Below are 21,962 nucleotides of genomic sequence, written 5' to 3'. Positions count from 1 at the left end.
AGTGGTAATAACCACACTAAAAGCTTGGTCCCTGCGGCCAACTCAACGACAGCAGATCGCACCTCACCCCTCAGTATGCAGTATGACGCCGTTTAACCGATAACCGCCCAAAGATGTTCCTTCATTTTAGCTTCATTCAGTTCAACTCCAAACCCAATCTGTTCGGAGACTGGAAGACTCCCATTCCTGGCTTTTTCTTCAAAGGATACGGTAGCCACTTCGATATATCCGGGTATGTCAGCCCAGTAAGGGAAATGTTCCTGAATATAAAAATTGGGCAAGCATGCGCTCAGGTGGGTTGCGATGTTTGCCGCAACAGAACTTCCACACACATGCGGTTGAACCTTCAATCCGTAAGCGTCAGCCATCGCCGCAATTTTATGAACCTCAGCAAAACCGCCTGCATTACCTATGTCCGGCTGTAATATGCTGATCACGCGCTTCTCAAGAAGATCACGGAAACCATGTCTGAGATAGTGCCTTTCCCCGGCCGCAATCGGAATATCAATTAATGGAGCGACTTGAGACAATGCACCGAGATCACCCGGATCAGTGATTTCCTCCACAAACTCGATATCATATTCTTTGGTGCGCTCGCAAAACCGCACAGTATCTGCGACAGAAATTCCACCACCGAAGTCAAGCATCAGTCTTATATCTGGTCCCACCGCTTTTCGCACATCGCGCACTAACTCGATTCCAGCAGTAACGGCATCGAAATTGTCAGAATATCGTCCACGTGGATGTCGCAACGTCCCGTTCGGCTGTATTTGAGCCAGCGGATACATTTTCAGGGCATAATGACCATCGTCGACTGCATCAGCAGCTTTCCTGATCAGATCTAACTTAGATTTAGCTCCGAAGTACCAACCGTTCGCATAATAGTTCAACTCATCGCGAATTTTCCCGCCAAAAAGTTCGTATACAGGCACATTCAAGGCCTTGCCACGAATATCCCATAAGGCTTGCTCAATGGCGCTCATCCCTGCACATGCTATTCCGCCGGGGTTCTTTAGCCAGAACGTCTGGTCATATATATCCGAAACGATCCGGTTGATGGCCAGCGGATCGCCCCCCAGCAAAAACCGTTCGCTCAGGTCTGTAATCATGCCAGCTGCGGCTGTACCGCCACTTCCATATGAAATGGCGGCCTCACCTAATCCTGATATGCCTTCATCTGTGTGAACTTGCACCAGAACCGGCTTCAGGCCCTGTCCACGCACATAGTAAACGTTGACTGACGTGATTTTCATTTTCCATATCCACTGCAAGAGAAACCCGTGTCGCACGCGTCTTCAGTTTCAAGCCTGTGTGACCATCAAGTGGAGGAATCCCTAACGCCTATTCCGCCGGGACACCGGCTCGTCGCAGTTTCAACCTGAATTCCTCCAGCGTTCCTTTATATTCCCAGGTCTGCACTGTGTTGTGAGGACATTCGATAAAAATATAATCTTCAGTAACAGATAGAATTCTAGAGACATTGATAAGTTTCTTTACAAATTCACCTCCGTCTAAATCATCGACAACAGGTTTCCTATCCTCATCGTATCCATGATATACTTTCGAAGATTTTATTTCTGCCGTTATATATGCCATCAATTTATATCCAATTTTTGCTTATTGCACTCTGCAGATGAATGATACTTCGTCATACATGCGCGATGTCGAAAACAGAAATCGAAAGTATGCTTTCCGGTATGTCTAATTTGCATACCCACTCTCCAGCGGGAAGCCGTCTGGGGTTTAGTTCAAGAGTTAAGAATTTTGGCTCTCCCCCCACTGAACACAGTCCTCTCACATTGAAAGGGATCGAACCTGCGACAGCCCATTGCTTGGCGATCTGAATGGGGCCAGAAAGAGACTGGAAGCTTTCGAGTACATCCCATTGCAGAACTGCCTTTTGTTTTTTCCCGGCAGTTAGTTGGGATCTAGAAACCGACCAGCAGGTACTGGCTCTTGTTAACCCTCTTTGCAGGTAGCTTTATTCGATTCAGATAAGCAGGCAGAAGTTGCGTCTTGGTAAACTTCATTGGTATCTGTCAAAGCCTCCCGGCAAATCGAAATTTAGGTGTGGGGCTGAAGTTTAAGCGCAATGATAAAGACACTGACTTATGCAATTCGGCACCAAGGTCCATGGAAAGATACGCTTCCGCTACATTTTCGGTTAACCGAGTGACCTTAATCGCAAAACCATCATCTAGCTCATGGTGTTCTGCGGTTTGAGATAGCCAAGCTGTGATTGGTACGCTTCTCGTCCGCAGCAGCGCGGCTGCATTTTATCATTCAACCACATAACAAGGCGTCGATTACTGGCATCGGTTCTGCATGTTTAAAGCGGCCATCAACATAGGCTTGATCGTGAAAGCACCATTAGCGGCCTTTTCAATCAGAATTCGAAGATACCCACCAGCGGAGTGGATTTGTTCATAGCGCTGCAGAATATAGGCAATTACAATCGATGCGTTATGGATTCCGAGCGTTTTCTTTGCGAGATCGTAGAGCTTTCCATCGATACCGAGGAAGGCGCGTACTTTCTCTGCTGTATCGGATAAATCTTGCCAGTGTCGGATAGATGAGATGGCATAGGCGGTGATTTCCGGACATGAACGAAGCACCATGTCGAGCGAGATGACAGGTTCAACGGTTACGCTAGTGATTTCAGTTACGCGCTGGTCGATAAATTCAGACGTTGTCTTTTCAAGATGGGAATCTGGATTTGATTCAATTTGCTGCCGCTCATTTTGAGATTCATTGCCGCTCAAAATTTGAACATTTTCATGAAGTTTCAATGTGTTATCGATATTCATACGAATATTCCGCAATGCCTCAACGAGCATGGCGAGCTCTTCACGGTCTGCACGGCGCGGAATGCTTTCTACAATGGAGCGGAAGCGATGATTAATGTCGCGCCAGTCTCCGGCAAGTTTCTCCTGAACGGCAAATTCGACGAGCTTTGTAATATCGCGGCGCAGCAATGTCAGGCGTTCACGCATTTCGCGTAATGCGGACTTTTCAGCCCTCACCCGTTCGGCTGCTGTTTCCAGTTCGGAAGCACGTACCAAGAGCGGTGCCAGTGAGAAACCGAACGCGATTTGCACTTCTCCACCCTTGGCACGGCGCGCATAGCGTTTACCATTTGGGCTATCCTGACGGTGAATAAAACCGGCATCGACGAGTGCTGCCAGGTGACGGCGCAGGGTAGCGTCCGCCATTCCGTGGGCGCGTAGTGCCAGTTGTTTATTTGACGGGAATACGATCAAGCTGCTTTGTTCGCTCAGCTCTGTTTCCGGATAGAATGACATCAGCGCGGAAAGAACCGCGAGAGAACGGTCATTTAGACCGAAACAGGCCTTTGCTTCACATAACCAGCGATGCAGCTGCCATTTATCGACAACTGTCCCCGGCGCAATCTGTTTTGTGTTCTGCTGACTTGCCAACAAGGCAAGCGTCATCGATCGACTGCCAAACGGCGTCGAGGCTAACTGAATCTCCATTTTCCTTCACCTTCCACAAGGCAAAAGAAATCAACCCGCCGAAATGACGCTAATTACACTTGACAGTGATTCGTGGATTTGCGATTCTCTAGCTGCTAAACCAATGAGAAGGGCTTCCATACGGCGACGTTTGGGGGCCTTTTCTTTTGCTGTCTCGTTCCTCTTCCTGAACAGTTTCGACGCAAATACGCTTACTATTTGTTTTTACGCATGTCTTAATTCCGACTTTGATTACTCTTTCGGAATTAGGGCTACACAATTGAACCGCAGCAAAAGCTTTTGGTCCGTACGCTTACTCACTTACTTCTCCTCGTTCTGAAACGACGCATAAAGCTGGTCCAGATTGCGAGAAATCCAATCGGCAAAACGAGGCCCGTTGGCTGCACCAAGCGCCAATGTAGCTGATTTGCCATTCTGTTTGATAATAGCGCTGACCGACTTGTCCGAGGCCGTCCAGTTGGCTCCGGGACGCAGAGCCGCTTTGGTGACAGGCTTCTTCTGCCTTCCGCCTTTCAGATAGCCGTAAAGCTGTTCAAAACGGTCACCTGACGATGCATTTTCAAATGCCTGCGTCGCCAGAAGTTCTTCTGCAGCATCCTTTTTGCCGGGTATCTCGATCAGCTTGCGCAGTTCCAGCCAGCGGTCACGTCCGATACCTTTTGCTGGTCCAATTGCCAGAAGAATGTGTTCGGGGATGGCTTTTGGAATGGTCAGCATTTTCGATAGAGTCTGATAATCGACTGTCAATGCCGCCTGTATGGCGTCACGTTCGAAGCCGAGCATTTCAAGGCGTGCTGCAAAGAAAACGCGCTCGATGAAGCTCAGATTTGCACGTGCAGAGTTTTCCTGACCTTGGCTGAGAATATGTTCCAAATTGGCGAGAGGCTTGATGACAGCCTTAACCTTGAGACCAAGTTCGCTGGCAACCCGTGCTCGGCGATGACCAAAGACGATCATATAGCGGTTACTGGTCTCGGGATGCGGACGAACTAGAATAGGGGTGTCCTGACCGCGCTCGCGAATGGCTTCCAGAAGCTCCAGATAATCTTCGTCATTTGCATCAGGCAAACGATCAGCCACGAAGGAAGCATCCAGATCATTTGGATCAAGCTCGACAATTGTTTCACCATCAAGCTTCTGGGCGGCCTGCTTTGCCAGTTCGTCAATTGATGCGGAAAGAGACTTGGCGGCACCGAACCGACGCGATACGTTGTCGACCGGCTGCGAGGTCTGTTCGGCCGCCGGTTCGTCCCGCATAACGCTTTCGAATATGTTCTTTCTTGCCATTCTCTCGTCCTCAACCGGTCAGAGACCTGATTTTATTCAATATTCGCCGCTTTAGACGGCAGTCTAGCGCCCCCATGCCTCGTGAATGAGGCTGCGAATTTCAGCATTGACCGCTTCCATGGCTTCCATGGCGCGATCATAGGTACCGCGATTCATCGATGAACGATCGACCTCATAAAGCGTTTGCTTGGTAAGGCCGGCATCAGAAATCGCAGTTGATTTCAGCATCTGGTGCTTCAGCATATGTGAGGCGAGCATGCTCTGCATGAAGCCTACCATTTGAGCCTGGGGAACATCGGTCGGCTCGTAACGAGTGATCAGATAACGAAACCAATCGAGTTGCACTGCGCCGCCTGCTTGGCGAACTGTTTTCAGAATATCGCCGAGCATGAGCAGAAACTGTGACATCGACATAAGGTCGAGCATCTGCGGATGGACGGTAATGAGCACTGAGGTTGCCGCCGAGAGTGCTGTAAGTGTGAGATAACCGAGCTGGGGAGGGCAGTCGATAACTACGACATCATAATCGCTGTCTACGTCAGACAGAGCCTGCGCGATACGGTTCCAGAATGTTTTCCCCTCACCGCCATTTTGCATAGCAAGCGGTGTATCATACTCATACTCCTGCAACTCCAGCATCGCTGGAATAATATCAAGCCCTGGGAAGTTAGTCCGGCGAATAACTTCACGAATAGGCTTCTTTTCGGAGTCGTAACGAATTGCTTCATACAGCGACGGAAAATCATCGAGTTCTGGCTGAATACCATGGAGAGCCGAAAGTGAAGCTTGCGGATCGAGATCGATTGCAAGTACGCGATGGCCTGTCAGTGCCATATGTTGGGCCAGATGCGCAGCCGTCGTAGTTTTACCGGACCCGCCCTTGAAGTTGACGACTCCGATGATCTGAAGTTTTTCATTGCCGCGACGATGCGGAACATAGCGCTTTACCTCGGCGCGGCCATTCTGATCGAGCCACTGGCGCAGTTCCTGGATCTGTTCGACACTATAAGCCCGGCGACCGCCTGACAGAATTGTAGGCTCGACGCCTTTGCCTTCCAGATGTAGTTTCTTGAGATTGCTGGGAGAAACACCAAGGAAATATGCAGCCTCGGCCATAGAAAACTGACGCAGCATGCTCTTGCGTGCATCCGGCGGAAAGTTTTCGTGACGCAGCAGATTGAGCTTGCGAGAAATTTCGCGCCCTTGCGATAGTATCATGTCGTCAAACGACAAAGCTGCTGCTGAATTTGCGGTATTCATTACTTGGGATCCCTAGTGACGGCACTGGAACTGATACCGCCTAAATACCGTCATTATGTCCGATTCTTATTCTACTGCAAGAGGCAGGCTAATTAACAAAGAGTTAGTGCCAGCATTAAAATTAAACAAAATTTTATCGATTCGCCGGATGGTGCTCTATCTATTTGTTTTTGTGTCGTTTTCTGGAAAATAGACGGCCGTCTAAAAAGTAGAGGCTTTGTCTATATGGGAATTTCAATCGAGAAGAGTCTGTTTCAACAAGAGAATGAGGCCATTTTCCAGTGGAGTAGGGTGTCTGAACTGATTCTCAGAAAGTGCATTCGCGGCCATCATTGCGATACCGAAATGATGGCGATCTTAGCCTCAGTTCTCTAAAAAATGGCCGCCGTATTGTTTCGGTCCCGTAAGAGGTCGAGATGGTTTGGATATGAAGATAGGGTTCAGACGTCAATTGTTGGCGAAATGAAGCCCGATGCGTTGTCGCGTGCTCAGTGCTCTTTCGCGTGATGTAAGCGGAAGCTTGCTCTCGGTCTTTGACTGCAGCGTATGCGTTTGAACAGTTTGCCTGGTTGGAGATCAGCTTTGGACAGCCAATTATGCGGGTTGCTTACGCATTGTACGCCAGTGCAACTTAACAGCCGCATACTGGCCCAAGCTCACGATGCAGCTCTCATTTGTACGAAGTCGCACGAGTTACGAAGTTGAAGTAGCGTGACGGAAGCGCGTGCAATGCGTTCTAATACTCATACTGTGAGGGCTAGGGGCGCCTCTCGAAAAAAGGTCCAAAGAACCTCTTTTACAGAAGGGAGAAGCCGAGTTATGCTCGGCTCGTTATCGAGTCTAATGCCGATTCTTTTTTACTTGCCGATTTCGTTAGTGCGGGGCAGGACTGTCTAGAAGGCTGCGCAACTATATGAGCCTGTTGGTTGTCGGGGCGTCCTATCCTTAGGGGATGGATTTCTTAACCAAATTAGGGTAGCATCGAAAATGTAAAAAGGTTTCGCTAACGCTGCTGCATCGGAACCTTCCCTCGCACCAAATACTCCTCCCGATAGCGAATTCTAGTTGTCAGCCAGACGAAAGCTAAAGCTTGCTTTGCTTTAGTTTCGCCGAAAACGACTATGTTTTTCAATGTAATAATAGGGGCAATCTCGAGGTTCCGCGAAGGGTGCAGAAGTAAGCGGGGCATATCCGTTGGCGGTGCCATTTTGTTGTGCAGTTGCACGGTGAGTTGCAATCTACCATAATTCCTTTTGCCCAAGAAGGTCGTATAGATTGCACGATGAAGAAGACGCCGATTACCGAGCTCGATATTGATAGTCTTGATGAAGCCACGCTGATGGAATTGAACCGGCACATCGTTGAACGATTGCAGTTTCTCCATCAACAAAAGACAGCCGCTGTGCTGCAGGAGATCAAGATCGGCAGTGGCGTGATGTTTGAAGGGCCAGATGGTACGATGGTTCGAGGCTTTGTTATTCGTCGCAATCGCAAGACGGTGACGGTGCACACGGATGACGACAAACAGTGGAATGTTTCACCATCATTACTGAGCGTGACAGGTGGTCATATTATGGATGAAGCACCAGCAAGAGCAGGTCGGGTGGTGCCTTTCTCAAAGCCTGGCCGTCGTAAGTAAGTGGGATCAGGCCTTGGCGATAATGAGGCCTGCAAGCTCCGGAATGGCTGTTTGTTGACTGGATATACCAAGCCGGTCGCCGAGATAATGCCAGAAGGAAAGCCGAAGCTTTTTGCAGGTCTTCATAAGGCCCAGCATGGTATCGCGGGCAATGCGCCCCTCTTTGCTCATTGTGCCACCCGAGATCTTGCGTTTGGTGACGCAGCTGCGCAGATCGCTCTCGGACGCGTTGGTGTGCAACGGAATTTCCGGGCGTTCGAGAACCTTGAGCAGTTCTTCCTTGCGGCGTAGCAGGCGTGCCAACAGCTTGTCCAGCTCCACACAACCCGTCCGGATAGAGAAGATGCGGTCAAACCGTTGCCGGAAAGCGCTGATTGATCCTGGTGAGGGGCTCTTCTGCCTGAATGCCTTGAGCGCCTTGTAGAAGCTCCAAATGAGATCGCGTATATTTTCCACCCACCGGACGTGCTGTGGCGTCGCCGGCATCAGCTTTTGCAGCAGTCGCTCCGCATGCACCCAGCACAGCGCATGATTGCCAACCCGGAACTGGCCGGCATCGTCGGAGATAATGACGGCATTGCCCAGCAGGCCGTGGTGGCGAACAGAACCCCAGATGCCCGCTTCCGCGACGGCCCGAACCATGTCCTTATCGAAGATGTCGACACCTTTTTGCGCCAGGTGTTCCAGAAAGGGGACCTGGTTGCAAAAGCGTTGAGGTGTGCGTGTTTGCAGCCTGGCGATGACTGTCGGATCCACGCCATGTCGCGTCTTCAGATAATCAGAAGCAGCATCGTTAAGCACATAATCCTGGTAATTGCCGCGCAAGAGCGACAGGAAGTTCAGGCGGGATTTTGTTTTCGTGGTGCGAAAGACGGTAAAATGCTCGCCGCCAATATGGGTGGTATAGAAGTTATCACGCGCATGACGGGCCCCGGTGTCATCGACCGTTACATAGGCTTCCGACACCAGGCCAGCATGCAGAACGGCAGCATCCTCAGCAACAAAGCCATCCAGCCCCCTAGTGAGCAAACGCACAACCTGGCGTTTGGAGATGTCCATGCCGATGTCATTAAGCAGGGTCGACAACCGTTGCGCTGTGACCTGACCTTGCGCATGCAGCATCAGGCAGAGCCGCCTGAGGTTTGGGCCATAACCACCGACGATTCCGGCAGGTAGCGGCGCAAGAATAGTCTTACCGTTCGGAGCAACCCAGCATTCGCGCCGGTAGTGAATAACCTCAGCGCGCAAAACTATATCGCGCACGTAATAGCTCTTGTAGCCCTTGAAGCGTGAACCGTCCGGAACACGGGCATGAAAAACCACATCCCGATCAACGCGCTCGACATCCAGTTTCGGTCCACGCGGCTTCTTCTTGCCCGCCTGCTTGTCCTGAGCTTTCGCGTCCGTTGCCTTATCCATGCCCGACGGTTTGAACGGCGGCCGTGGCGGCAGGTTTTTCAGCCGAGCAATCTCATCGCGAAGCAGTTGGTTCTCGACTTTAAGCTGGGTGTTTTCCAGACGAAGCTCGGCATTCTCCTTACGGAGTGCTGCATTCTCAGCTTCCAGTCTCTCAAGCCGAGCCTCTGCATGTTCTGCTTTCTCAACCAGACCTGTGACCAGACTGCGCAACGCATTCAGTGAAAGCGTATCAGCATGCTTGGGCGAGGGAAGCGTTCTCTTCGGCATCGCAAAAGAGAATCATGATTTGCCAAAATCAGGAATCCCATAGGCATGAAATATCGATGCGAAACTCGCGATATGCACAGTGTTTGATATTTCTGACTTCGACTCAAAATCAAAAGAACTGCCAACAAATATGCCCCGGTTACGGTGCAGAATACGTTGGTCGCTCGTCATTGTTTTGCGAATGTTCCTGTCCAGTTGGCAGAAGTGCTTCCCAACTTTATGAGAAAACCCGTGTAATGCGACGATCGGATGCCATCAACCGACGCAACCGCAACCGAATTGCGCATACTCAGTTACCAAGAGCGCCAAAGCCCTACGTAGATTGGATCAAAGCTCAAGAGGCGGGACTGAACTGCGAGTTTTGAGGGCGGGATGTTGATATTCCCTGCTCAGATCACAGTGACGGGCTGGTGACGCGACGTCACTGTGATTATGCAAAGTAACCGGTACGTTAAATGAGCAGCTATACCGCGGTCCTGGGGCTATTTCTCACCATATGTCGGTTTGCCGTCCAGGCCTTTGGTCCATTCATAGACAACATAATCTGGTCGGGTAATATCGCCTTTCTCATCATAGCTGATCAGGCCGATAACCGTTGGCCAGGGGCCACTTGATTTAATTGTCTCGGCAACTTTCTGCGCATCGTCGGCAGAGCCAAGTTTGGTGATGGCCTGTGTGATGATCTGCATCGCGGCATAAGAATAGAGCGTATAAGCTTCCGGTTCAAAGCCCTGAACGCGATACTTTTCAACAAGGTCTTTTGCTGCCGGGTTCTTACGTGGATCGGGCGCAAATGTATTTAATGTGCCTATAACCGCGTCGCCAGCAATCGAAGCAAGCTCATTGGAGACCATGCCGTCGCCCGAAAACAGGGTGGCCTTTAGCCCCTGATCCGCAGACTGACGCATAATAAGTCCGGCTTCAGTATGGAGACCGCCGAAATAGATCAGCGAAACGCCGGACTGTTTCATCTTGCTGATAAGAGCTGAGAAGTCCTTGTCACCCATGTTGATGCCCTCATAAAGGACTTCCTTGATACCAGCATCGTTCAGTACCTTCTTGGCAACATCGACGAGCCCGACGCCGTAAGGCGTCTTGTCGTGAATGATCGCAATTTTGGCATCTTTGAAATGACTGGCGATATAGTCGCCGGCGACTTTGCCCTGCTGATCATCGCGACCGCAGGTGCGAAATGTGTTCCAAAGCTCGCGTTCGGTATACTGCGGATTGGTGGATGCCGGAGAAAATTCGAGTACACCATTCTCGGCATAGACCTCAGAAGCAGGGATGGAAACGCCGGAATTATAGTGACCGATTACGTATTTGACACCGTCGGCAGCAAACTTGTTGGCGACGGAGATGCCCTGCTTAGGGTCGGAAACATCATCGCCGATCTCAACCTTGATTTTGTGGCCGAGTATGCCGCCTTTTGCATTGATATCGTTCGCCGCCTGTTCCGCGCCTTTTTGAAACTGGGCCCCGAAAGCGGCATTTGGGCCGGTGATCGGGCCAGCTACACCAACCACGATGTCGGCCGAAGCGACGCCAACCAGAGAAAGTACGACTGACAAACTTATTGCCGGAAGCAGTAACCGTTTCATGCAAGTCTCCCATTAAATTCGTGGGCATCAACAATGTCCCTGCCTGCGCTGCCCGCATGCGCAGATTTCCCTTGTTTTCAGGACCTTTGGGCCGGGTGGCGCGGGTTAGCGCGTCCCCCGGTCAAATGCTTCCGCAGTTACCCCCCTTTTTTTAAGTTCGCTGCGGGCAATCTTTTCCGTTGGTGTCCGCGGCAACGGTCCGTCTGTAAGTTCGATATAACGCGGGGTCATATGGCGCGGTGCCTGAGCACGAAAATGCTCCACCAGTTCCGCTGGTGTCAGTGCCGATCCCGGTCGGCGCATGGCCACCAACATGATGTCTTCTTCGGTAAATTCGGAGGGAACGCCATAAGCGGCGCTTTCGACAATGTCAGAATGCGCCTCAGCTACTGTCTCAACCTCGAAAGCGGAGATGTTTTCGCCGCGTCGGCGAATTGCCTCGTTCAGGCGATGCTTGAAATAGAACCAGCCGTCTTCATCCCGATAACCGGCATCGCCCGAGTGATACCAGAGATTCCGCAGCGTCTGGAGGGTTCTGGCTTCCGCCCGATAATAACCGGAGAACATATACCAGTTCTGTTTCGGTCGCGAAACGATTTCCCCCACCACACCAGGCCCAACTGGCCGGTCGTGCTCATCTACAATTGCTACCTCCCAATCGGGGTGAGGTTTGCCGCATGAACCTTCGCGGGTTGTATCGGGGGTATCGAGCGTCACGAAACTGGTTTCGGTCTGGCCGTAACCGGTAACCAGTTTGATAGCAAAGCGTTGCTCGAACGCGGTTTTGTCAGGAACCATCGGAATACATTGACAGACCCGAAGGGGATTACTGCCATCATCGGCGTTTGGTTCTGCCCGGGCCAAAATGACACCCATGGCACCGAGTAAGTTCGTTGCAGTGGCACCGCTGGATCGGACCTGATCCCAGAAGCGAGATGCACTGAAACTTTCAACCAGCGTGGTCTGTGTTCCGAATATGAGCGGTAGATAGACGCCAAACATCTGGGCATCAGTATGGAAAAGAGGCAATGCGCAGAAATAGCTGTCGACGGCGGTATACCCAAGATTGAGTGCCATCGCCATGGTCCAGCAATAGCAATGATGGTGCGACATCAAAACGCCCTTGGCAGGACCGGTTGTGCCTGACGTATAAAGGATCGACATAGGATCAGAATAGTGGATATCGACTGGTTCGAATTGTTCCGGTTGGTCCAAGCACTCGTCAAAAGTGACAATATGCTTGATTGTCACGCCAGCCGTCCGTGCCGCCTCAGCGTTCGCATTTATCAGAATGAGTGTCTCGATTGCGGGCAGCTCGTCTTGTATTTGGGCGATGTAGCTGAGCCGCTTTGCATCGATAACCAGCACCTTCGCGCCGCAATTGTTCAGATTGTGACTGAGCAGTTCGCCTTTGAGTTCGGGATTGTTGGGCGCTTCGATTGCACCCAGTTTTGCAACTGCAAACCAGACAGCTATAAATTCCAAACAATTGGGTAGCGAAAGCGCTACGCGGTCCGAACGCTCGACGCCAAGTGCGCGCAGACCATTGGCAAGCTGGTTCGAAATGCGGTGTATATCCCGAAAACTGGCTTTTCGGCCACAGATGTCGATAAAGGGTTTGTCGCCGAGCATCTCTGCTTGATGTGCTAGAATTTTGTGTAGAACCCGCATCTCGATATTGCTGTCGCACTGGCTGGGAAAGTCCGCCTGAATAGGGGTATGATCCATCGTCAACCCCATCTGCTCGCGCGTATCTGCGCGTCAGGGGATAGAAAGCCAGAAACCGTAGCGCGTGTCTCGCGTGCCATGGCCTGCTCGAGCGATGAGTGGAAACCTTCGTTGATTGCCTCTTTGATCGCGGCTACCGAAACTGATGGGCGGTCAGCGATTTTTAACGCAAGCGCCCGCGCTTCCATGAGAAGTTCTTCGTCTCGAACGACTTTCCAGGCAATGCCCACCTGAAGTGCCTTGGCAGCATCGTGACGCTCACCAAGAATAATGAGTTCCTTTGCGGCTTGAGGGCCAATGTGCTTGGTCAACAAGGCGGTTACGCCACCGGTGACAAAGAACCCATAAGTGACTTCAGGAAAAAACCAGCGCGCCGTTTCTGCAAAGATCCGGAAATCGCAATTGATTGCCCATTCGAGTGCGCCTCCGACGCACCAGCCGTGAATAGCAGCGATGACTATTTTTCTCGATCCCATGATCTTTAAAGTGATCGCCTGAATGGATTCGACCCACGCTTGCGTAGCACCAGCTGAGGCAGTCTGATTGTCGAGTTCCCGAAGATCATCGCCTGAACAAAATGCACGCCCTTCACCGTGCAAAATGATAACGCGTATCTTTTCATCTGGCTCAATGCGATCCAGAGCCGCCGCAAGATCATTGACCAGTGACTGATTCATAGCGTTTAGCCTGTCGGGTCGATTGAGCTTGACCCAGGCAATGGCGCCATCCACATGAACGACAACAGTATTTCCCATTTTGTTTCTCATACGATCATTGGTTCGTCGTAGGCGCCCCAGGTGTCACGCAATGCGTGGCAGATCTCGCCCAGCGATGCCTTGGCCTTCACAAGCTCAATGGTTATTGGCAAAAGGTTCACGTCGTCGGATTGCGCTTGCGCAACCAGTTCCGTCAGCAGGGCATGAATGCGGGTATTGTCACGGCTTGCGCGCACGACATTGAGACGGTCAATCTGAACCTGGGTGCATTGTTCATCATAGGGATGAATGTCGACATCGGCGCTGGTGGCGTTATCATCGACATAACGATTGACGCCGACCGAAACTTTTTGGCCTGTTTCGATTTTCTTGAACGTAGCATACGCGGAATCGGCCAACTGCTGCTGGAACCAGCCTTCTTCGACGAGCTTAATCGCGCCGCCGCGTTCATCAACCTTGGCTAGAACCTTCCAGATTTCTTCTTCCATATCGTTTGTTAGACGTTCAACGAAATAGGATCCGCCCAGAGGGTCAACCACTGAAGTTACATTGATCTCATCGCGAATGATCTGCTGCGTGCGGATCGCGAGTTTCATTGCTTCCTCGGTCGGAATGGCGAAAGCTTCATCCAGACCGTTGGTATGCATGCTTTGGCAGCCGCCCAGAACTGCGCCCAGCGCCTGAATTGCTGTGCGCACCAAGTTGTTCTGGTGTTCGACTTTTGTCAGGCTCATGGCGGCTGTTTGCACATGTACACGCAACCGCATTGATTCAGCTTTCTTTGCGCCGAAGCGTTCAGCCATCAGTTTGGCATAGACGCGTCTTGCTGCGCGGAACTTGCAAATCTGTTCGAAGAAATCCTGCTGGCTGATGAAGAAGAAAGAAAGGCGCGGCGCGAAATCATCGATGTCCATGCCGGCGGCAATCACTTCTTCGCAATAGGCTGTGGTGAAGGCCATGATGAAGGCGATCTCCTGGATCGCATTGCCGCCGACGTCCGAAAGGTGATAACCGCTGAGACTAATCGGATTGAGCTTGGGCGTAGTCTTGGCGCTATACATGATCAGATCGCGCAGGAGCCTTACGGCCGGTCGGACGGGATAAATCCACTCCTTTTGCGCGACATACTCTTTCAGGGGATCAGCCTGCAGTGTACCGGAAAGCTTTATCAGGTCGTAACCACGATTTTCGGCAACAGCCACATACATGGCGTAGATGACCCAGGCCGATGGATTGATCGTCAGGGACACCGAGATCTTTTCCAGATCGATACCGTCGAACAGGCGGTCGACATCATCGATGGTGTCAATGGCGACGCCACAACGGCCCACTTCGCCAAATGCCATGGGGTCGTCTGAATCAAGTCCGAGCAGTGTGGGTAGATCGAAATCGGTAGAGAGACCGGTCTGCCCCGTCTGAACCATATATTTGTAGCGCTGGTTGGTAGCTTCGGGATTGCCGAACCCGGCAACTTGCCGGATCGTCCAAGGCCGTCCCCGATACATGGTGGGATATGGTCCCCGGGTAAATGGATAAGCTCCAGGAAAGCCGAGTGCGTCGTCTGGAATGTCGGCGACATCTGCTGCCGTATAGACCCGCTTCAGCGGAATACCGCATTCGGTTTCATATTCGTTTTTTTCTTCCGAACGGGTGGCAAGCGTGGCCGCAAGTTCATTGGCTTCCCAGGCGGCCTGAGCTGCGCTGATGCTCGCGATTGCATCTTCCCGATATAGTTTTGTCATTTAAAAGCCTCTTGGCGGCTGAGTAGAGTGCGCGCTGCTGTCTCTGGGTCATCCCGTCGCTCCAAAACCGATTGCAGCAGGGCCTCGATCTCGGTAGCGCCGGTCACGAAACGCTGGTGAAACAAGCGTCTTGCCGCACCTAAAATTCGCGTCATACAGATTTTTCGCTGGCGGGATGCAAGTTCGGCGCTGTCATTGAGGTGAAGCCAGTGTTGCTGGATTAGCTCCTTGAGTTTGTTCACGTGGTCACCCGTAATCGGGCTGACCGCGAAAACGGGGACCGACCACGATGTCTGTTGTGGTGGTGCACCAAGTGTCATCATGGCTTTTAGTGCCGCCAGTGTGGCGGCTGCCTCGGGCTTGTCTGCCTTGCTGACCGTATGGATATCGGCGATTTCCAGAATGCCTGCCTTGATTGCCTGAACATCGTCGCCAAGACCGGGCGCGGAAAGCACGACAACCGTATGTGCTGCCGAAACGACTTCAACTTCATCCTGGCCGACGCCGACTGTCTCGATGATAATTGGTGAATAGCCACCGGCATCGAGAACATCGACGGCTTGCAAGGTGGCCGGCGCAAGTCCGCCCAGATGACCTCGGGTGGCCATACTACGGACGAATGCGTTGTTCGCCTGCGCGTTCTCGCTCATACGAACGCGGTCGCCGAGGATCGCACCACCTGAATAGGGACTACTGGGGTCGACGGCAACGACACCGACTTTATGGCCATCAGCGGCAAATGCCTTGATCAACGCAGAAACGAGGGTCGATTTTCCGGCGCCCGGTACGCCGGTGATGCCGATGATGTGGGCCTTGCCTGCATGTTGGTAGATATCCGCCAGTGCAGGGCCTGCCTCAGCAATTCCTGTTTCAGCACGCGTAATCATACGTGCGATAGCCAAAATGTCGCCGGAGAGAACATCAGCAACGAAATCCCGCGATGGCTTATAAGCAGGTTTCTTTCGCGAGGGGGCCTGAGCGACAGCTGTCATATGCGGCCACGGGACGTTACAAGATCGGTGATGGTAGTGACGATTGTTTCTACACGCGCTTCCTGTGGCACTATCGCATCGACACCGCCATCGATCAAAGCTTCATAGTCCTGCTCTGGAATCACGCCACCGGCAACGACGAAGATGTGTCCGGCGCGTTGTTCTTGTAGGCAGCGCCCGAGTTCTCGAAACAACGGCACATGAGAGCCCGAAAGCAGGCTGACGCCAATAACGTCAACATCCTCCTGAATTGCCGCCTGAACGACTTGAAGAGGCGTTTTGTAAAGCCCGGTATAGATAACCTCCATACCAGCGTCGCGGAGAACGCGAGCCACGACTTTCGCTCCCCGGTCGTGGCCGTCGAGGCCAAGTTTTGCCACCAATACGCGGATTGTCTGCGGCTGTTTTTGTTGCGCAGGATTTGACGTCGCCGCGTTCATCATTCTGCTGCTGCCTTTTGATCAGTCATAAGTTCGTGTTCGATGGATTGGGCAATAATATCGAGGCCGAGATCGATTTCTTCTTCGGCGATGATCAATGGAGGTGCGATACGGAAGACAGCGCCCATACCCGGCAGCTTGACGATGTTCATGTTCAAACCGCGGTTGAACGCTTCTTTCGCAATGCGCGCACCTAATTCGTGGTCCGGTTGCCGGCTGGTGCGGTTCTTGACAATCTCCATGCCCACGAACAGACCGCGTCCGCGAACATCGCCGACACATTCGTAGCGCTGCTTGATTGCATTGAGACCGTCGATCAGCTTTTTGCCGAGGTGCCGTGCTCGTGCGACTAGATTCTGCTCCTCGACAACATCCAGCACTGCCAGACCGACCGCTGCTGGCAGCGGGTCCGAGACGTGGGTTGTATAGAAGAGGAACCCGCGCTCAAAGGCCTCCTGCTCGATCTTGGTAGTCGTCAGCACTGCCGACAGTGGCAAACCCGCACCAATCGTTTTGGAAATGGTCAGAATGTCCGGTGTGACACCATCGCGCTGATAAGCAAACATTTCCCCGGTGCGACCAATTCCCGTCTGAGCCTCATCGAGAATAAGAAGCATGCCGCGTTCGTGGCATTTATCTTTGAGAGCGCTGAGATAGCCTTCCGGCAGTTCCAGCATACCACCGCTGGAGAGGATTGGTTCGGCGATGAATGCGGCGAGGCTTCCGGTTGATTGGGCATCGACCAAGGCGAAAGCGTCATCAAGTTCAGCATGCCAGTCAATTGAGCCGTCGACCCTCTTGAAGCGAGGACGGAATGTGTTGGGTGCGGGAACCGTGATCGATCCGGCCATTGCTGGACCGTAACCTTTTCGTCCAGCCGAATAAGTCGCGGAGGCAGCAGCTCCGGTCATGCCATGCCAGCTCTTGGAAAACGCTACGATTTCGTGATTGCCAGTTACGAGCTTTGCCATGCGAATGGCAGCTTCGTTCGATTCAGCGCCCGTAGAGAGAAGCAGTACTTTGTCGAGGCCGGGAGCCAGAAGTGCCAATCGTCGTGCGAGTTCAACGACGGGTCGTGAAAGCATGCCGCTAAACAGATGTGCGACCGTTTCAACCTGTCCTTTTACTCTCTCCACGATCGCCGGGTGAGAATGGCCGAGGAGCGCGCTCATTTGCCCGGAGGTGAAGTCAAGAATGGGTCTGTCGTCGGCATCGTAAACGAAGCAGCCTTCTGCGCGCTCGATGATCGCCGGGTCGAATACACCTCCGTATCGGATCAAGTGTTTGTCGACATTTACCCAGAATTCGGGCTCGAGGTTATTTGACATGACGGTTCTCCGGCCAAATTTTGATCAACCATTGCAGCTGGATACTTCCAAGTAAATTTGATAATAATGGCGCTTGATTATCAGGAAAATTGATATGCAGGCATCGTTAGACCCTCGATTGTTGCAGACATTTGTTCGCGCTGCGCAAACCGGCTCACTCAGCACGGCAGCACTACAGGTGGGGCGAACGCAATCGGCTGTGACCATGCAGATGCAACGGTTGGAAGAGGCGCTGGGGCAAACGCTTATGCATCGCAGCGGGAGCGGTGTTCGGTTAACGAGTGCTGGCGAAAAATTCCTCACCTATGCAGAACGCATTCTGAAAGCGCATGAGGAGGCCCTCGCTGCATTCTCTGATCACGGTCTAAAGGGGTCCATCGTTTTCGGCTGCCCGGAAGACTATCTACTGGCTTTCTTTCCGAAGATTTTCAGGAGTTTTGGCGTCAACCACAGCAATGTTGACATCAAAGTTGTCGCTGCGCCGACAGTCGAATTGCGCAGCCTGCTCCATTCCGGCCAGGTTGATCTCGCTCTGATCTCGACACTCAATCCGAACGAAGTCAACGATATCATCCGAACCGAAGCGATGGTCTGGGTTGGTGCGAAGGCAACGCTCGAAGAACATGAGTTTGGCGACAAAATACCGCTTGCATTACCTGCCTCCAACGCGATGGATCACCGGGCTGCCTGTGACGCTATGGCGAAAGCCGGATTACAGTATAGTGTCTCCTATGCCAGCAATAGCATTGCCGGTCTTATCGCCGTTTCGCGATCCGGGTTGGCCATAAGTGTCATGACCAAGAATGCTGTGCCAAGAGATCTTCATATCATTCATGAGCCCTTGCCTTCGCTGCCTTTGCTCGGAATGAAACTGGTCCTTGCAAAAGATGAAGTATCGGCGGAAACTCAGGTTTTCATGCAACATATCAGAACGAGCCTTGGTGCCATTCGTTTGTAGCCGAACGAATTGCAGCCACTGGCTCGTCAAACCTGCGCCAACAATATCTGGGTCAGAGCCTCTGGTTCCAGGCGTGCTACGTTGTGCCCGCAATTGAGCGAAAAGGTCGACCATTCCGGTTCTTGGCTCAACCGTCGGTAGAGGTCAAGGAACGGGCTTCCTTCCCAACCATGCGCGCCAACGAATGTCTTGCGCGGTACTTCACGCCAACGTCCGGTGAGAGTAATTGACTGGAGGAACGTCCCGATCGGATGCGGGCGGCATCTCGGGTCAAGATTGGAAGGCGGGGAGCAATTCAGCCCGTCAGCTTTTACACCGGTGACGAACATGTCCCGAAAACGGGGCGTTGTCAGCGACCATACAGAGTCTCCTGAACTAGGCACGTAAGCATCAACGTAAACCAATGCCAGGATCCGCGATGGATCAACGTCCGCTACGCCGCTCACGATCATCCCACCGTAGGATTGCCCGACAAGGACAAGATCGTCGCCTTGCGCTTGCACGAGATCAGCGACCTCGCGGATATGGATTCCAAGATTGGCCGTTGGGGCAGGAACATCACCGAGTCCCGAAAGCGTTACTGGCACGACATTGTGCCCGTGAGTGGTGAGTATATCTGCTACGTTCCGGTAGACCCACTCGCCCTGCCATCCTCCGGCTATCAGAATAAAAGTGGCCATAATAGTTATTCCTCATTTTGACGCAGAAAACGTAGTCAAGAACAGCTTGAATTCCAGATAGATACTCAGCGCATTGCCGATTAAGTCGCAATTGGCGACGGGGTAGTGGGCCTATTTCTACTCTGCCATTTGGGTGGACACTGTCAACGTAACTGGAACCAATAGCTACCCCAAGGTCAAATGAGAAAGTTGGCAGCCTGTTTGAATTGGAACATTGGATGCGCGATGAATCTAGAAAATTGTGCACAGACGAGTCTGTTCTTTTGTATGCGATCCAGTTTTTCGCGGGATGAAGGAGTCTTTATGAGGCATTTAAGCAAAACTTGTGGTTCTTATGGCATTAACCGCGTTGTCAGCCACGAATGTGTCCGCCGTAAAGGAAGTTGCAATAGCACACACGTCAATCGCAGCTGGACCGCCTCAATGGGTTGGGCTGTCCCTGGTTGCCAACGTCTGGCCCCTGTGTATTGCCATATCATAACGGCCTGTTTCGGATGGCTTTGATTAGCCGGAACACAGCGAAGGCGACGGAAGCGACATATATAAAACCGCCAATGAACATAATGCCGTATACGCCGGCGAACAGTTCGCGATCCCCCTTGTACCTGTCCGACGGACTGGTTACGGGGTAGACGTAAGCCGCGATGATTTCCCCTATCCCGTACCCGACAAAGATGCAGATCGGTACGAGCAGGAGAAGACTGATGAAGAAAACGATGATCGGTTTCAGCATTACCATTAACTCCTGACCTCCGCTAGCTTGTCGAGTGAAAAGCGTTGGGAATTGGTGGCGCAGCGGTGCCAGTCCATCTGTGCGGTTGCTTCAAAGCGATGCCCATAGCACCAGTCCCTTTCGTTGAGCCCAAGCCATATATAGACGACCACATTTACGTCATGACTGCGGTTATGGAGGCAGCTTTCACCTGCCTCATTGAACAGCTGCTTAAGCTGGTCGTCGGTCTCGGTGGCTTTGCCAATCAGTTTGTTATTGGCTTAGGCGGGAGGGCTGATATGACAACCGACAATCAACAGAGAATAGGCGACTAGGCAAAGAATTTCATCAGAAAGTTCGGCATTTCTCACCTTGGTGTCGCAATTGATGAAAGAGGGCTCTCAAAAAACATGCACCATGATCGCAGCACTGAGTCCGACCAGGATAGTGCCACTGACCCTTGAAACCCAAATCCTGGAGCCGGATGCGGAAACAAACGGCGAGGCAAAAGAAGCAATGCCAATCGAGGCAAGGTCGCCAAGCGAAAATGCACCGTTGACGATAGTGCCCAGCAACAGGAACTGAAGCCAGCTTGGCATCGGTGCTTGCGGGTCCACAAACTGGGGCAGGAACGTCAGGAAAAACAACGCAGTCTTCGGATTGAGCACTTCGACCACTATGCTGTCGCGCAGAATGCCTCTGTGCTGTATCGGAGCTTTAGTTTCTTGCTCGGTGCCCGGAAAGATCATCCTTCCACCAAGCCATAACATATAGAGTGCTCCCGCCATCCGGACGAACGAGTAGAGCACAGGCGCATTGTCGAGCAGCACCGCCAATCCGACAGCTGCCGCCACTATATGGATGTAGCACCCGAGATGGATGCCGAGGGCTGCCATCAAACCTGCCCTGTGACCGTAGGCCAGGGTCTGTGCCGACATATACAGAATGGCCGGGCCCGGCATGAATGCAAAAGCCAGTGTGGCAAGAAAGAACGGTATCCAGGTTTCCAGCAACATACTGCCGACCTCCGATCTCCCGCCAAGGCAGAGTCAACCAAACTTTATTGATCATGAGAAACGATTTATCATCATGCTATTAATCATGATCCGAGGTGAAACAATGTTCGATATCGTGCTGTTGCGGACCTTTGAGGCAGTCGCTGGCGCATCGAGTTTTACGAGGGCAGGGCAGCAACTGAACCTGACGCAATCCGCCGTCAGCGCACATATCAAGCGGCTAGAGGAGCAGGCGGGAAACGTCCTTTTCGAACGTAGTACCCGTACGGTTGCGCTGACCCCGCAGGGGCAGTCGCTGTTGGGTTATGCAAAGGCGATCTTGCGCTTGAGCGAGGAAGCGCGGACCCTTATGAAAGGAAGCACCAACGCGTTTCATTTGCGGATAGGTGCATCCGATGATCTGACGAGCACATGGCTGCCCTCGGTGCTGAAAAGGTTTCAGGACTCTCGTTCAAAGCGAACGCTGGAAATCCAGATTTCTAATACCGCCTCTTTGCTGGAAACAATGGAGAAAGGCGAACTCGATCTGGCCGTGGGCTGTCGGTGTCGGGGTGACCAGTCTGGTATCCATCTATGGAATGAGCCACTCAAATGGGTAGTCGGAAAGTGTCCGACATCAGGGCCTTTGAGACAAAACTGGTTTAATTAAGAAGAGAGGATTTTCGGCTCATCATAGCTTTATC

At 52.1% G+C, this 21,962-nt stretch carries 19 protein-coding genes; 3 read left to right on the top strand and 16 right to left on the bottom strand.

Annotated features, from left to right (window positions below; translation table 11 throughout):
• Window positions 1–92 precede the first annotated feature (92 nt).
• From FIB18_RS22510 to repA, 5 genes are all read right to left on the bottom strand, one after another.
• Window positions 93–1,253 carry a mandelate racemase/muconate lactonizing enzyme family protein gene (locus FIB18_RS22510; RefSeq protein WP_140022940.1) on the bottom strand — a complete coding sequence of 387 codons (1,161 nt, stop codon included), beginning with the start codon at window positions 1,251–1,253 and terminating at the stop codon, window positions 93–95.
• Window positions 1,254–1,341: 88 nt separating this feature from the next.
• Complete coding sequence (locus tag FIB18_RS22505; protein WP_140022938.1) at window positions 1,342–1,596, bottom strand: hypothetical protein; 255 nt, start codon at window positions 1,594–1,596, stop codon at window positions 1,342–1,344.
• A gap of 710 nt (window positions 1,597–2,306) precedes the next feature.
• The gene (gene repC / locus FIB18_RS22500) at window positions 2,307–3,494 is read right to left on the bottom strand and encodes a plasmid replication protein RepC (protein WP_140022936.1); all 1,188 of its coding nucleotides are present in this window, start codon (window positions 3,492–3,494) and stop codon (window positions 2,307–2,309) included.
• Between the two features lie 300 nt (window positions 3,495–3,794).
• Window positions 3,795–4,781 (bottom strand): plasmid partitioning protein RepB, encoded by a 987-nt coding sequence (repB, locus tag FIB18_RS22495; protein ID WP_140022934.1) that lies wholly within the window; start codon window positions 4,779–4,781, stop codon window positions 3,795–3,797.
• A gap of 63 nt (window positions 4,782–4,844) precedes the next feature.
• Complete coding sequence (gene repA, locus FIB18_RS22490; RefSeq protein WP_105543487.1) at window positions 4,845–6,041, bottom strand: plasmid partitioning protein RepA; 1,197 nt, start codon at window positions 6,039–6,041, stop codon at window positions 4,845–4,847.
• Window positions 6,042–7,323: 1,282 nt separating this feature from the next.
• On the opposite strand from repA, the gene FIB18_RS22485 reads away from it, so the two are divergent.
• Window positions 7,324–7,680 carry a hypothetical protein gene (locus tag FIB18_RS22485; protein ID WP_094574737.1) on the top strand — a complete coding sequence of 119 codons (357 nt, stop codon included), beginning with the start codon at window positions 7,324–7,326 and terminating at the stop codon, window positions 7,678–7,680.
• Window positions 7,681–7,686: 6 nt separating this feature from the next.
• Here FIB18_RS22485 and FIB18_RS22480 read toward each other — a convergent pair whose 3' ends face one another.
• The 8 genes from FIB18_RS22480 to FIB18_RS22445 form a co-directional block, all read right to left on the bottom strand.
• Window positions 7,687–9,366, bottom strand: a complete 1,680-nt coding sequence (locus tag FIB18_RS22480) for an IS66 family transposase (RefSeq protein WP_140022933.1) — start codon at window positions 9,364–9,366, stop codon at window positions 7,687–7,689.
• 482 nt (window positions 9,367–9,848) lie between these two features.
• Window positions 9,849–10,967 carry a branched-chain amino acid ABC transporter substrate-binding protein gene (locus FIB18_RS22475; RefSeq protein ID WP_140022931.1) on the bottom strand — a complete coding sequence of 373 codons (1,119 nt, stop codon included), beginning with the start codon at window positions 10,965–10,967 and terminating at the stop codon, window positions 9,849–9,851.
• A 105-nt stretch (window positions 10,968–11,072) separates the two neighbouring features.
• Window positions 11,073–12,695 carry an AMP-binding protein gene (locus FIB18_RS22470; RefSeq protein ID WP_140022929.1) on the bottom strand — a complete coding sequence of 541 codons (1,623 nt, stop codon included), beginning with the start codon at window positions 12,693–12,695 and terminating at the stop codon, window positions 11,073–11,075.
• A gap of 2 nt (window positions 12,696–12,697) precedes the next feature.
• Window positions 12,698–13,450, bottom strand: coding sequence for an enoyl-CoA hydratase/isomerase family protein (locus FIB18_RS22465; RefSeq protein WP_140022927.1), 753 nt, complete (start codon window positions 13,448–13,450; stop codon window positions 12,698–12,700).
• Between the two features lie 8 nt (window positions 13,451–13,458).
• Window positions 13,459–15,153, bottom strand: a complete 1,695-nt coding sequence (locus FIB18_RS22460; RefSeq protein WP_140022925.1) for a methylmalonyl-CoA mutase family protein — start codon at window positions 15,151–15,153, stop codon at window positions 13,459–13,461.
• Entirely contained in the window at window positions 15,150–16,145 is a 996-nt protein-coding gene (meaB, locus tag FIB18_RS22455; RefSeq protein ID WP_140022923.1) for a methylmalonyl Co-A mutase-associated GTPase MeaB, read from the bottom strand. Before meaB ends, FIB18_RS22460 begins: the two co-directional genes overlap by 4 nt.
• The gene (locus FIB18_RS22450) at window positions 16,142–16,588 is read right to left on the bottom strand and encodes a cobalamin B12-binding domain-containing protein (protein ID WP_140022921.1); all 447 of its coding nucleotides are present in this window, start codon (window positions 16,586–16,588) and stop codon (window positions 16,142–16,144) included. Before FIB18_RS22450 ends, meaB begins: the two co-directional genes overlap by 4 nt.
• Window positions 16,585–17,913, bottom strand: coding sequence for an aspartate aminotransferase family protein (locus FIB18_RS22445; RefSeq protein WP_140022919.1), 1,329 nt, complete (start codon window positions 17,911–17,913; stop codon window positions 16,585–16,587). The genes FIB18_RS22450 and FIB18_RS22445 overlap by 4 nt, the downstream gene beginning before the upstream one ends.
• A gap of 94 nt (window positions 17,914–18,007) precedes the next feature.
• Here FIB18_RS22445 and FIB18_RS22440 point away from each other — a divergent pair, with 94 nt between their 5' ends.
• The gene (locus FIB18_RS22440; protein WP_140022918.1) at window positions 18,008–18,871 is read left to right on the top strand and encodes a LysR family transcriptional regulator; all 864 of its coding nucleotides are present in this window, start codon (window positions 18,008–18,010) and stop codon (window positions 18,869–18,871) included.
• A 26-nt stretch (window positions 18,872–18,897) separates the two neighbouring features.
• On the opposite strand, the gene FIB18_RS22435 is transcribed toward FIB18_RS22440, so the two are convergent.
• The 3 genes from FIB18_RS22435 to FIB18_RS22425 all read right to left on the bottom strand — a co-directional run bounded on the left by FIB18_RS22435 (window position 18,898) and on the right by FIB18_RS22425 (window position 21,279).
• The gene (locus tag FIB18_RS22435; protein WP_140022916.1) at window positions 18,898–19,551 is read right to left on the bottom strand and encodes an alpha/beta hydrolase; all 654 of its coding nucleotides are present in this window, start codon (window positions 19,549–19,551) and stop codon (window positions 18,898–18,900) included.
• Window positions 19,552–20,026: 475 nt separating this feature from the next.
• On the bottom strand, window positions 20,027–20,284 hold the full coding sequence (locus FIB18_RS22430) for a hypothetical protein (RefSeq protein ID WP_140022914.1): 258 nt from the start codon (window positions 20,282–20,284) through the stop codon (window positions 20,027–20,029).
• A gap of 380 nt (window positions 20,285–20,664) precedes the next feature.
• Window positions 20,665–21,279: a LysE family translocator gene (locus FIB18_RS22425; RefSeq protein ID WP_140022912.1), complete on the bottom strand. Its 615-nt coding sequence runs from the start codon at window positions 21,277–21,279 to the stop codon at window positions 20,665–20,667.
• Between the two features lie 103 nt (window positions 21,280–21,382).
• Between FIB18_RS22425 and FIB18_RS22420 the strand changes: the two genes are divergently transcribed.
• A complete protein-coding gene (locus tag FIB18_RS22420; protein WP_158295731.1) occupies window positions 21,383–21,928 on the top strand; it encodes a LysR family transcriptional regulator in 546 nt (181 codons plus the stop codon).
• Window positions 21,929–21,962 lie beyond the last annotated feature (34 nt).

The sequence above is a fragment of the Brucella pecoris genome (assembly GCF_006376675.1).
GTDB classification, from domain to species: domain Bacteria; phylum Pseudomonadota; class Alphaproteobacteria; order Rhizobiales; family Rhizobiaceae; genus Brucella; species Brucella pecoris.
This window is presented reverse-complemented; position numbering and strand designations above follow the sequence as displayed.